This is a genomic window from Pseudacidovorax sp. NFM-22 (assembly GCF_021401245.1).
Taxonomy (GTDB): domain Bacteria; phylum Pseudomonadota; class Gammaproteobacteria; order Burkholderiales; family Burkholderiaceae_C; genus Xenophilus.
Map to the genome: position 1 here is coordinate 129,651 of NZ_JACBFY010000009.1, position 11,925 is coordinate 141,575.

Below are 11,925 nucleotides of genomic sequence, written 5' to 3' on the forward strand. Positions count from 1 at the left end.
CCCCGGCGCGGCCCGCCGCCCCCATGAAAAAGACCCTGCCGGGCCAACGCACCGGCAGGGTCTTTTCTTTGTGCAGCGCGTGCTCGCTCAGTCCACCTTCGCGCCCGAGTCCTTCACCAGCTTGCCCCAGCGCGGGATGTCGTCGCGGATCAGCCTGGCGAAGTCCGCGGCGCTGCTGCCCTGCACGTCGGCGCCCTGGCCGGCCAGCTTCTGCTTGAGCGTGGGGTCCTGCAGCGCCTTGTTGATGTCGGCATTGAGCTTGGCCACGATGTCCTTGGACAGCCCGGCCGGGCCCACGATGCCGAACCAGGTGATCGACTCGAAGCCCTTGTAGCCCGACTCGGCCACCGTGGGCACCTGCGGCAGCTCCGGCGCGCGCTGCAGCGAGGTGATCGCCAGCGGATGCATCTTGCCGGACTTGATGTGCGCCTGCAGCGTGGGCACGGAGGACACGTACAGCTGCACCTGGCCGCTGATCACGTCGGTGATGCCCTGGGCCGCGCCCTTGTACGGGATGTGCGTGAGTTGGATGCCTGCGGCCTTCTGGAAGGACTCCATGGCCAGGTGCGACACCGTGCCGTTGCCCGACGAGGCGAAGTTGATGCTCTCGGGCTTGGCCTTCGACGCCTTCACCAGGTCGTCCAGCGTCTTGAAGGGCGTGGCGGTGCCGGCCACGATGACCAGCGGCGAGGTCGCCACCAGGCTGATCGGCGTCAGGTCCTTCACCGGGTCATAGGGCAGCTTGCTGTAGAGCGTCGGATTGATCGCCAGGTTGCTGGTCTGGCCCAGCACCAGGGTATAGCCGTCGGGCGCGGCCTTGGCAGCGGCGTCCACGCCCAGGTTGCCGCCGGAGCCCGGCTTGTTGTCCACCACGAAGTTGTAGCCGTAGCTGGTGAGCTTGTTGGTCAGCTCGCGGGCAATGATGTCGGTGCCGCCGCCGGCCGGGAAGGGCACGATGAGGCGGATGGGGCGGGCGGGCCAGGTCTCGCCCTGGGCCGTACCGGCAACGGCGAGCAGGGATGCGGCGGCGAGCGCCAACGCGGCGCGGCGGGAAGTCTTCATGGTCTGTCTGTCTCCGACTGTGGCGAACGCGCGGTCGCGTCCTGGGGCGCACTCTAGGTGGGGGTTTCAATCCATACAATGTCGTTTCGTTCAGCGAACCGAGGTCCGACATGCGCAACGAAGCCCCTGAGGAAAGCCCCAATGGCCTTGCTGCCGAACGCGGCGAAGGCGGCGTGATCGCCGTCACGCGCGCGCTGTCGCTGATGGAGGCCTTCGAGGTGGGTGAATCGGCCCTGAGCCTGGCCGAGCTGAGCCGCCGCTGCGGCATGCACAAGACCACCGTGCTGCGCCTGGCCCGCACGCTGGCGCAGTCCCACTACATGGTGCAGACCGACAGCGGCCAGTGGCGGCTGGGGCCGGCGGCCGGCTGGCTGGGCGCGCGTTATCAAGCGGGCTTCGACGTCAACAACGTGGTCGAGCCGGCGCTGCACGAGCTGGTCAAGCTGACGGGCGAGAGCGCATCGTTCTACGTGCGAGAGGGCGACATCCGCTCCTGCGTGGCGCGGGTGGAAGGGCCGCAGTCGGTGCGGCACAACGTGCGCATCGGCGAGCGCCTGCCGCTGGACCGCGGCGCGCCGGGCCGGGTGATCCTGGCCTTCAGCGGCGCCAAGGGCGAGCCCTACGAGGCGATCCGCACCTGCGGCTACCAGATCTCGATGGGCGAGCGCGAGGCCGAGGTCTCCAGCGTGGCGGCGCCGGTCTTCCGCAGCGGCTGGCACCTGCTGGGCTCGATGTGCATCTCGGGCCCCAGTTCGCGGCTCACGCGCGAGCGGCTGGAAAAGTACGCCAAGAGCGTGGTGGCGGCGGCCAACCAGCTGTCGTATGCGCTGGCGGGTGGTCGCTCGCCGGCCACGCCGCCCGTCGTGTCGCGCTGGCATCCTTGATGCGGGCGGCCGGCGCGCGGGTTCAGTTCAGCTGGATGCCCGCGTCGCGGATCACCTTGTCCCAGGTGGGGGTTTCACGGCGCGTGCGCTCGCCCAATTCCTTGGCCGAACTGATCGACAGGTCGACGCCCTGGGCCAGCAGCCGCTCGTCGAAGGCCTTGTCGGCGGCAAGGCCGGCGAGCGCGACGCCGAGCCGGTCCACCACCGCCGCGGGCAGCCCGGCGGGACCGTAGAGGCCGTACCACGTCGTGTATTCGAAGTTGGGGACCCCGGCGTCCTTGATGACCGGAATGCCCTTGTAGGCCGGCGAGGCAGAAGGGGCCGTGACGCCGATCACGCGGATCGCGCCCTTGTCGATCAGGCCCTTCATCGAAGGCAGGCTGCTGAACATGGCCTGGACCTGCCCACCGGCCAGATCCGACATCGCCTGCGAGGTCCCCTTGTAGGGCACATGGCGCGCATCGATACCCGCGGCGCGCTGGAACAGCTCGGTGCCCAGGTGCGCCAGGCCACCGACGCCGGCCGATGCGAAGTTGACCTCGCCCGGGTGGGCCTTGGCATAGGCGACGAACTCCTTCACCGTGTGCACCGGCAGCTTGCTGGACACGACCAGCACATGCGGGCTGGCCGTGACCATCGCCACAGGCGACAGCTGCTGGAGAACGTCGACGCGGGTCTTCGTCAGCAGCGGCTGGATCACCACATTGCCGGACGCGGCGAAGAGCAGCGTGTAGCCATCGGCCGGCGCACGCGACACCGTGCCCAGCGCCGGCACGCCTGCGCCGCCGCCCTGGTTCTCGACGACCAGTGGCTGCCCCAGCGCAGGGGCCAGCGACTGGGCCAGCTCGCGCGCCACGACATCGGCCGGGCCGCCTGCCGCGAAGGGCACGATCACGCGGATCGGCTTGGTCGGATAGGCGCCTTGCGCCCAGGAAAGAGGCGTGGCAAGGGCGGTGAAGGCGGCCAGCGCGGCGGCCAGCCAGGGGCGTGAAATTCGCAAGTGTTGTCTCCGGTGGTGATGCAATGTGTTCGGCGCAGGCGCCGCGAAGGGCGCCTCAGCCGCGCCGCGCCAGCGGCAGGCCCGGCACGTCCATCTCGGCGGTCATCACGCGGCCGTGGGTGGAGTCGGTGACGTAGAGCGTGCGGCGCTCCGGACCGCCGAAGGCCAGGTTGGTGATGGAGGCGCCGGCCGGTCCGCGCAGCACCTCGACGGGCTCGGCGCGCGTGTTGAGCACCCACACGTAGCCCAGGCCTGGGTTGGCCACCAGCACGCGGCCCTGCGCGTCGACGGCCAGGCCGTCCGGGCCGCTGGGGCCGTAGGAGGTGAAGAACTGGCTCACCTTCGAGACGCTGCCGTCCGGCAGCAGCGGCACGCGCCACACGCAGTTGCCGCGCGTGACGGCCAGGTACAGCACCTTCTCGTCGGGCGACAGCGCCACGCCGTTGGGGCTGGGGATGTTGTCCAGCAGCAGGTCCAGCCGGCCCTCGGGCGAGAGGCGGTAGAGCCGGCCCGTCGGGTCGTGCAGGCCGGTCTGGCCCTGGTCGGTGAAGTAGAGGTTGCCGGCACGGTCGAAGACCAGGTCATTGACGCCCTTGAAGCGCTCGCTGTTGCGCCGCGCCAGGAAGGGCGTGACGCGGCCGCTGGCCACGTCCAGCTGCATCAGGCCGTTCTTGTAGTCGGTGATGAGCAACGTGCCGGCATCCAGGAACTTCATGCCGTTGGGCTCGCCGTCGTACTCGGCCACGAGCGACCAGCGGCCCTGCATGTCGATGCGGAAGACGCGGCCCCAGGGGATGTCGGTGACGTAGAGCTGGCCGTCCTCGCCCAGCACCGGGCCTTCGAGGAAGGAATCGGTGGGCGTGCCGCCGCGGTTGGCGTCGGCCCAGTCGCTGCGCCGCGGGCGGCGGAACTCGTCGGGCATGGCGCTGAACAGGGTCAGTTCGCGCACCTGGGGCGGTTGGAGAAGGAACATGGGTCTGCGATCGTTCAGGAAGAAGGCACGGGGCCGAAGCCGTAGAGCCGCGCCGGGTTGTCGACCAGGATGCGCGCCAGCAGCGCGGCATCGCCCGCGCACCAGCGGCCCAGCAGGTCGACCAGGCCCGCATCGTCCACGCTGCCGGGCACTTCGGTGGTGTGGGGCCAGTCGCTGCCCCACACCAGCCGGTTCGGCGCGCGGCGCACCAGGGCCTGGCCCATCGCCAGCGTGTCGGCATAGCCGGGGCCGCCCACCACCGAGCGCATGTAGGCGCCCGAGAGCTTGACCCAGGTGTTGCCGGCATCCAGCAGCTCGCCCAGCAGCGCGAAGGCCTCGCCGTCCGCGCCGTGCACGGGATCGAGCCGCGCCATGTGGTCCACCACCACCGGCACCGGCAGGCCGCGCAGCAGCTCCGCCATGGCCAGCAGCTGCTCGGAATGCACGAAGACCTGGAGGTGCCAGCCCAGCGGCGCGACCTTGTCCGCCAGCGTGGCGAGCATCTGCGGCGTGGTCGTACCCCAGGACTGCGGCGTCACGAAGTTGACGCGCAGGCCGCGCACGCCCAGGCCGTGCAGGCGCTGCAGTTCGGCGGCATCCACGTCGGCATCGACCACGGCCACGCCACGCGCGGCCTCGCCCAGTTGCGCCAGCGCGTCGAGCGTGCAGGCGTTGTCGGTGCCGTAGGTGGAAGGCGTGACCACCACCGCCCGCTGCGTGCCGATGCGCGCCTGCAGCTGCCGATAAGCCGCCACGGGCGCATCGGGCGGCTGGCGCGTCCAATGCTTCGACGGCGCGAAGCGCGGGTCGAAGATGTGCATGTGGCTGTCGCAGGCCCCCGCGGGCAAAGCGAAGCCCGGCCGTGCGAGCCCGGCCGAATGGGGCACCGAATGCAGCAGCGGCAGCGGGGCGGCCATGTCAGTGCTCCATGGCGCCGCACGCCACCCGCATCGCCTTGAGCCGGCGTGCCGCCCAGGATCGAACGGCCGCGGAGCAGGCCACGCCAGGGCACCCGTGGAACTGGCTTTGCCAGGCCACCGGGTGCGCCCCCCTCCAAGCCGAAGGCGCCAGAGAGGGGGGAGCCGCGAAGCGGCATGGGGGGTGCTTCTTCATCAGTCCAGCTTGATGTCGCCCTTGCGCACCACCTCGCCCCACTTGGCGTCTTCCTTCTTCAGGAAGTCGGCGAAGGCAGCCGGCGTGGAGCCGATGGGCTGCGCGCCCAGGTCCTTCATGCGCTGCTGCACCTCCTCGTCCTTCAGCACCTCGGCCAGCGCCTGCTGCAGCTTGTCCGCGATGGCCTTGGGCGTCTTGGCGGGCAGCAGCATGCCGTTCCATTCGGAGGCCTCGTAGCCGGGCACCACGGTCTCGGCGACGGTGGGCACGTCGGGCAGGCGGGGCGAGCGCTGCGGCGAGGTGGCCGCCAGCGCGCGCAGCTTGCCGGACGACACCAGCGGATAGCTGGCCGCCACGGTGGCGAACATGAAGTCCACCTGGCCCGCCATCGTGTCGGTGATGGCCGGGCCGCCGCTCTTGTAGGGCACGTGCACCATGTCCAGCCCCAGCTTCTGGCGGAACAGCTCGGCCGCCAGGCGCTGCACGGTGCCCGCGCCGCCGGAGGCGAAGTTGATCTTGTGGGGCTGGGCCTTGGCCGCGGCCACCAGGTCGGCCACCGACTTGTACGGCGAATCGGCCTTGGTGACGAGCATGTTGGGCATCGTCAGCACCAGCGACAGCGGCTGCAGCGCATCGGCCGCATAGGGCATGCGTGGGAACAGGTGCGGGTTGATGGCGTAGGGCGTGGCGTCGTAGAGCACCGTGTAGCCGTCGGGCGCGGCCTTGGCCGCATAGGCCGCACCGATGGTGCCGCTGGCGCCGGCGCGGTTGTCCACGATCACGCTGGTGCCCAACTTCGGGCCCAGCTTGGCCGCGATCACGCGGGCCATGGCGTCGGCCGCGCCGCCGGGCGCATAGGGCACGACGATGGTGATCGGACGCTCGGGGTAGGCCGCGTGCGCGGCGAAGGCGGCCGTCGCCAGGCTGGCGACGAGCAGGCGGCGGGTCAGTGAGAAGAGGGAGGAAGAGGCCACACGCATATCTCCGAAGTCTTGGGATGGAAGAAAAAGGGGGCAGCACGGACGGCTGCCTTCATCGAAGCAGAGGCGGCCTGCGCGGCCGCCGGATCGGTGCCCTTGGCACCTGCGCCTCGGTCGCGCCGACGCCAGGGCCCGCAGGCTCACTCGGGCTTGAGGTCGAGCTCGCGCGCGAGCTGGCCGTAGGCCTTGACCTCGCGCTCCAGCTGCGCGCCGAAGTCGGCGCCGCACACGTGCTGGCTTTCCATGCCCAGGCCGCGCAGCTTCTCCTGCGTGGCGCTCTGGCGCACGAAGTCCTGGGCGGTCTTCTGCAGCACCGCCAGCACGGCGGGCGGGGTGCTGGCCGGCGCCAGCAGGCCGTACCAGGCGTCGGCCCGGTAGCCCTTGACGCCCGCCTCGTCGAAGGTGGGCACCTGCGGCAGCAGCGGCGAGCGCTGCGGCGCGGCCACGGCCAGCGCCGTGAGCTTGCCGGCCTGCACCTGCGGCAGCACCGAGCCCAGCGTGGCGAAGGAGCTGTCCACCTGCCCGCCCACGAGGTCGGTCACGGCCTGCGCGGCGCCCTTGTAGGGGATGTGGTTCATGCGCGTGCCGGTCAGGCGCGTGAACTGCTCGCTGGCGAAATGCCCCGAGCTGCCGGCGCCCGGCGTGGCATAGGTGCGCTGGCCCGGCGCGGCCTTCACCTGCTGCAGGAAGGACGCCAGGTTCGGCGCCTTCATGGCCGGCCCCACCACGAGCACCGTGGGGCTCACGGCCAGGCTGCACACCGGTGCGAAGGAGCGCACGGCGTCGAACTTGACCCGGTTGCTGTAGAGCGCCGGGATCATGGTGTGGTTGGTGGCGCCCAGCAGCAGCGTGTAGCCATCGGCCGGCGCGGCGGCCACGGCCTCGGCCGCGAGGATGGTGTTGGCGCCGGGCTTGTTGTCCACCAGGAAGGGCTGGCCCAGCGTGCGGGCGGCGTAGTCGGCAAAGGCGCGCGCCACCACGTCGGTGGGCCCGCCGGCCGAGAAGCCGACCACCAGGCGCACGGGCTTGGCGGGATAGGCGGGCGCCTGGGCATGGGCGGCGGTTGCGATGGCCGCGAGGCCCAGCAGCGTGGGGGCGAGAAGGCGCGCGGCCTTGAACGAGGTCGTGGTCATGGCGTCAGGGCAGCAGGGCAAAGCGGTCGCGCTGGGCCAGCGAGCATTCGTTCATCACCGTCAGCGTGCGCTCGACCGTGGGCTCGCCCACCACGAACGGGTTGGGGCCGGTGCCGCCGGCCTGGCGCAGCCTGGCCAACTTGCCCTGCGAACCGTCCACGCGCGAATGGTTGGACAGCATCACGTCGATGCCTTCGGCCCGCACCACCTGGGCCATGCGTTGCGTGGACCGGCCGTAGGCCTCCATGCGCGGGATGTCGGCGCCGAAGTTGAAGCCCGTGCCGCCCCACAGCAGCACGCGGTGCTTTTGGCCCTGCCAGCTGACGTCGAACACCGGCGACAGCGTGCCCCAGGTGTGGCCGGGCGTCATGTACAGCGTGAGGCTGGTGCCGCCGAGGGTGAGCTTGTCCCCGTCCTTGACCGTGATGTCGCGCTTGGGCGGCGCACCCCACAGGGGCGTGGCGAACTCCAGGCGCGTCTCCATCATGGTCCAGTCCGTGTCGCTCATGACCACGCGGGCCCCGTACTTCCTGGCCACGTAGGGCGCGCCGCCGTAGTGGTCGCCATGGCCGTGCGTGACGACGATGTAGCGGATGCGCGCCGGGTCCAGCCCCAGCTTGCGCATGCCGCCCTCGATCAGTGCCGCGGCCTCGGCCTGGTTGTTGAGGGCATCGATCAGGATGATGCCCTCGGGCGTGTCGACGGCCCAGGCGCTGGCCCAGTCGCCGCCCACGAAGTACAGGTTGTCGAAGGCACGGCCGGGCGGCGGCGCCGGACGGTCGATGAGGGCGCGCAGGCCGCGGTCGGAATCCTCGCCCTGTACTGGGCGGGACGCGGGCACGGGCTTGCACAGCGTGAGCACCTCGCCGAGGTCGCTGCCGGCCGCCTGCGTGGCGGCGGCGACGTGGGCGGCGATGCTGGCCTCGGAAGGCCGCTGCGCCGCTGGCGGCGGGCTGGCACAGCCCCACAGGGCGGTGGCGAGCGCGGCGGCGAAGAGGCCGCACGGAAGGCGTTGGGTCATGGTCTTTGTCTCCTTCTTGATGGGTCGGTCCGTCATTGCGGATGGCTGACTCCCTCTCCCCTCGCGGGAGAGGGGCTCGACGCCGCCGCGCCCAAGGGCGGCCCGGCAGCGTGGCAAGTCGGGCTCAGCCGCGCTCGAGCACCGCCAGCAGGTTCCTGGCCGCAGCCACGCCCATGTTGACGTAGGCATCGCTGGTCACGCCGCCGATGTGCGGGCTCAGCACGATGCGCTCCTGGCCCTGGAAGGGATGGCCGGCGGCCATCGGCTCGACGGCGAAGCTGTCCAGGCCGGCGCCGGCCACCTGGCCCGAGCGCACGGCCTGCAGCAACGCGGCCTCGTCGATCAGGCCGCCACGCGCGGTGTTGACCACGATCACGCCGCGCTTGCACTGGGCCAGCGTGTCGGCATTCAGCATGCCGCGGTTCTCGTCGGTCAGCGGGCAGTGCAGCGAGACGACGTCGGACTCGCGCCAGATCGTCGCCAGGTCCACCGGCTGGATGTAGTCGGGCAGGTTCTTGGCGAAGGGGTCGAAGCCGATGACGCGCATGTCCATGGCGTGGGCCATGCGCGCGAAGCGCTGGCCGATGGCGCCCAGGCCCACCAGGCCGACGGTGCGACCGCCCAGTTCCAGGCTCTTGTGCGTGGCCTTGTCCCAGTGGCCGGCGTGCATGCGCGCGTCGAGCGGCACCACCGACTTGGCACAGGCCAGCATCAGCGCCAGGGCCTGCTCGGCCACGGCGGCGGCGTTGGCGCCAGCGGCAGCCACCACCTCGATGCCGCGGGCACTGGCGGCCACCTTGTCGATGGTGTCGGTGCCGCTGCCGTGCTTGGAGATGACCTTGAGCGACGGCGCCGCATCCATCACCTTCGCGCCCACCTTGCCGTAGCGCACGATGATGGCCACGGGGTCGTGGCGCTGGCACAGCGCGATCAGGTCGTCCTCGGTCGGCGTCTTGCCGGCGTAGACCACCTCCATGTTCTTCAGCAGGGCCAGGGCCTGCGGTGCGAGGTCCGCACCCGTGACGAGAACCGTGCTCACAGCTCTTCGCCTTCCTTCAGCACGCCGGCCGCGCGCAGGGCCGCGGGCAGCCACTTGGAGGCGGTGTCGCCGCGCGAGATGGCGTCCAGGCGGGCGGCTTCGTCGGCCACCTTCTTGTCGGCCAGGGCCAGCATGGCGGGCGCCTTCTCGCGCTCGATCACCACCACGCCGTCGGCATCGCCCACCACCAAGTCGCCGGGGTTGACGCTGGCGCCGCCGGCCGAGATCGGATGATTGATGCGACCGGGCACGTACTTTGTGGGGCCGGCCGGGTTGAAGCCGGCGCTGAAGACCGGGAAGTCCAGCTCCAGCAGCTCCAGCTTGTCGCGGATGGCGCCGTCGACGATCACGCCGGCCAGGCCGCGCTTCTTGCAGGCGCTGAGCATCAGCGTGCCCATGAGGGCGGCCGTCTGGTCGCCCTTGCCGTCGATCACCAGCACGTCGCCCGGCTGGGCCAGCGCGATGGCGGCATGGATCATCAGGTTGTCGCCGGGCCGCACTTCGACGGTGAAGGCCGGGCCGGCCACGGCCATGCTGTGGTGCACGGGCGCGACGCGCGCGCTCATGGTGCCGCGGCGGCCGGCCACGTCGGCCAGGATGGCGGCCTGGTAAGTGCCGGCCTTGGCGACCACTTCGGGGGAGACGCGCTCGATGTCGCGGACGATTTCGGGGAGTTGGCTCATGACGGGTACTCGGTTCGGAAGAAGAAAGGAAAGGGAAGGGGGCGCAGTCAGTCGGCCTTGATGCCACCCTTGCGGATGACCTCGGCCCACTTGGCGGAGTCGGACTTCTGCAGCGCGCCCAGCTGCTCGGGCGTGCCGCCCACCAGGGTCACGCCCAGCTTGTCGGCCAGGGCGACCACATCGGCGGTCTTGAGGGCAGCGTTGATGTCGCGGTTGAGGCGGTCCACGATGGGCGCGGGCGTGCCGGCCGGCGCGAACACGGCCTGCCATTGCTCGACCACGAAGTCCTTGAGGCCGGCCTCCCCCATGGTGGGCACGTCGGGCAGGGCCTTGAGGCGCACGGCCGAGGTGACGGCCAGGGCGCGCAGCCGGCCCGACTGCACATGCGGCAGCGCGGCGGCGGCCGGGGCGAACATGAAGTTCACCTGCTCGCCCAGCGTGTCCTGCAGCGCGGGCGTGTCGCCCTTGTAGGGCACGTGGATGAAGCGGGTGCCGGTCTGCTGCGCCATCAGCTCGCCCTGCATCTGCAGGATGGTGCCGGTGCCACCCGAGGCGAAGGCCAGCTTGCCCGGCTGCGCCTTGGCGGCGGCCAGCAGGTCGGCCACGCTGCGGTAGGGCTGGTTGGCGCCCACCACCAGGATGTGCGGGATGGTGCCGATGGTGATCACCGGCGCGAAGCCGCCGATGGGGTCGTAGGGCAGCTTGCCCATCAGGTGCGGCGCGATGGCCTGCGGGCCGATCGAGGTGCCCAGCAGCGTGTAGCCGTCGGGCGCAGCCTTGGCGACGTAGGCCGCGCCGATGGTGCCGGTGGCGCCGGCACGGTTGTCCACGATGACGTTGGTGCCCAGCGTGCCGCCGAGCTTCTGCGCCACGGCGCGGCCCAGCACGTCGGTGCTGCCGCCGGGCGGATAGGGCACGACCCAGGTGATGACGCGGCCCGTGGGCCAGTCGCCCTGGGCCCAGCTGCTGCCGGCGGCCAGCAGGGCGGCGGCGCCGGCGATGAGGGAACGGCGGGTGAGGAAGGGGGGGTTCATGTCTCGGTGTCTCCTTGCGATTCAGGGTGGGGGCCGAAGCCGTACAGCGCGGCCGGGTTGTGGACCAGCACCTGGGCGAGGCGCTCGCCGCCGCCGGTCCAGTGCGCCAGCCGGTCGAGCTGGCGGGCGTCGTCGGGCAGCGGCTGCAGCCCGGCCGTTGCCGTGGCATGGGGCCAGTCGCTGCCCCAGACGACGCGCCCGGGCGCGGCGTCGATGAAGCTGCGGGCCAATGCGTCGAGGGCCGGGTCGTCGGTGCTATGGGTGGGGCTGACCAGATAGCCACCCGACAACTTGATCCAGGCCCGGCCGTCGCGCAGCAGCTTCAGCACCCCGGCATGGGCGGGATGTCGGCCGGCATCCGCGGGCGACAGGCGCGCGAAATGGTCGAAGACCAGCGGCACGGGCAGATCCGCCAGCCGGTCGGCCAGCGTCGCCAGCAGGTCGGCCGGCATCAGCAGTTGCAGATGCCAGCCCAGCGGCGCGATTCGCCGTGCAAAGGGCGCCAGCATGTCGGCGTGCAGGCCCACGCCCAGCGACAGGTTCAGCCGCACGCCCCGCACGCCCTCGGCATGGAGCTGCGCGAGATGCGCGTCGGATTCGCTGCCATCGATGACGGCGACGCCGCGCGCGTGCCCGCCCAGCGCGCGCAGCGCCGCGCGCATGGGGCGGTTGTCCGCGCCGTAGGTGGAAGGCGTGACGAGCACGGCGCGCTGCAGGCCGGTGCGGCGCTGCAACCGGCGGTAGTCCTCGACGGCGGCGTCGGGCGGCAGCAGGCGTGCGCCGGGCACGGCCGGGAAGCGGCTGTCGTAGACGTGGATATGGCCGTCGCAGGCGCCCGCCGGCAGCGCGGTGGCCGGCGGCGCGGTGCCCGCGCTGAAGGGAACGACCGTCGGCTGCACACCGGCGCAGTCGACCGGGCCCGAGAGGGGCGGCCGTTCTGCAGGCGGGGGTGGCAAGGTCGATGGCATCCGGTCGTCTCCGAAGGCGGCGTCTTGGCACCGCG

12 protein-coding genes are annotated in these 11,925 nt (G+C 71.4%); 1 reads left to right on the plus strand and 11 read right to left on the minus strand.

Annotation, left to right across the window (positions count from 1 at the left end):
• Nucleotides 1-87 precede the first annotated feature (87 nt).
• Nucleotides 88-1,062, minus strand: coding sequence for a Bug family tripartite tricarboxylate transporter substrate binding protein (locus L0984_RS26320; RefSeq protein WP_234197324.1), 975 nt, complete (start codon nt 1,060-1,062; stop codon nt 88-90).
• A 110-nt stretch (nt 1,063-1,172) separates the two neighbouring features.
• Between L0984_RS26320 and L0984_RS26325 the strand changes: the two genes are divergently transcribed.
• Complete coding sequence (locus tag L0984_RS26325) at nt 1,173-1,946, plus strand: IclR family transcriptional regulator (protein WP_234197325.1); 774 nt, start codon at nt 1,173-1,175, stop codon at nt 1,944-1,946.
• A 22-nt stretch (nt 1,947-1,968) separates the two neighbouring features.
• On the opposite strand, the gene L0984_RS26330 is transcribed toward L0984_RS26325, so the two are convergent.
• The 10 genes from L0984_RS26330 to L0984_RS26375 form a co-directional block, all read right to left on the minus strand.
• Nucleotides 1,969-2,946 carry a Bug family tripartite tricarboxylate transporter substrate binding protein gene (locus tag L0984_RS26330; RefSeq protein ID WP_234197326.1) on the minus strand — a complete coding sequence of 326 codons (978 nt, stop codon included), beginning with the start codon at nt 2,944-2,946 and terminating at the stop codon, nt 1,969-1,971.
• A gap of 55 nt (nt 2,947-3,001) precedes the next feature.
• Entirely contained in the window at nt 3,002-3,919 is a 918-nt protein-coding gene (locus tag L0984_RS26335) for an SMP-30/gluconolactonase/LRE family protein (protein WP_234197327.1), read from the minus strand.
• Nucleotides 3,920-3,933: 14 nt separating this feature from the next.
• Nucleotides 3,934-4,836 (minus strand): amidohydrolase family protein, encoded by a 903-nt coding sequence (locus tag L0984_RS26340; RefSeq protein ID WP_234197328.1) that lies wholly within the window; start codon nt 4,834-4,836, stop codon nt 3,934-3,936.
• 195 nt (nt 4,837-5,031) lie between these two features.
• Nucleotides 5,032-5,982 carry a tripartite tricarboxylate transporter substrate binding protein gene (locus L0984_RS26345; protein WP_234197411.1) on the minus strand — a complete coding sequence of 317 codons (951 nt, stop codon included), beginning with the start codon at nt 5,980-5,982 and terminating at the stop codon, nt 5,032-5,034.
• A gap of 170 nt (nt 5,983-6,152) precedes the next feature.
• Nucleotides 6,153-7,145 carry a tripartite tricarboxylate transporter substrate binding protein gene (locus L0984_RS26350; RefSeq protein ID WP_234197329.1) on the minus strand — a complete coding sequence of 331 codons (993 nt, stop codon included), beginning with the start codon at nt 7,143-7,145 and terminating at the stop codon, nt 6,153-6,155.
• A gap of 4 nt (nt 7,146-7,149) precedes the next feature.
• Nucleotides 7,150-8,166 carry an MBL fold metallo-hydrolase gene (locus L0984_RS26355; protein ID WP_234197330.1) on the minus strand — a complete coding sequence of 339 codons (1,017 nt, stop codon included), beginning with the start codon at nt 8,164-8,166 and terminating at the stop codon, nt 7,150-7,152.
• 124 nt (nt 8,167-8,290) lie between these two features.
• A complete protein-coding gene (locus L0984_RS26360) occupies nt 8,291-9,205 on the minus strand; it encodes a hydroxyacid dehydrogenase (protein ID WP_234197331.1) in 915 nt (304 codons plus the stop codon).
• Nucleotides 9,202-9,888 (minus strand): RraA family protein, encoded by a 687-nt coding sequence (locus L0984_RS26365; protein WP_234197333.1) that lies wholly within the window; start codon nt 9,886-9,888, stop codon nt 9,202-9,204. The genes L0984_RS26360 and L0984_RS26365 overlap by 4 nt, the downstream gene beginning before the upstream one ends.
• 47 nt (nt 9,889-9,935) lie before the next feature.
• Complete coding sequence (locus L0984_RS26370; protein WP_234197334.1) at nt 9,936-10,922, minus strand: Bug family tripartite tricarboxylate transporter substrate binding protein; 987 nt, start codon at nt 10,920-10,922, stop codon at nt 9,936-9,938.
• Nucleotides 10,919-11,890, minus strand: a complete 972-nt coding sequence (locus L0984_RS26375) for an amidohydrolase family protein (RefSeq protein ID WP_234197335.1) — start codon at nt 11,888-11,890, stop codon at nt 10,919-10,921. Before L0984_RS26375 ends, L0984_RS26370 begins: the two co-directional genes overlap by 4 nt.
• Nucleotides 11,891-11,925 lie beyond the last annotated feature (35 nt).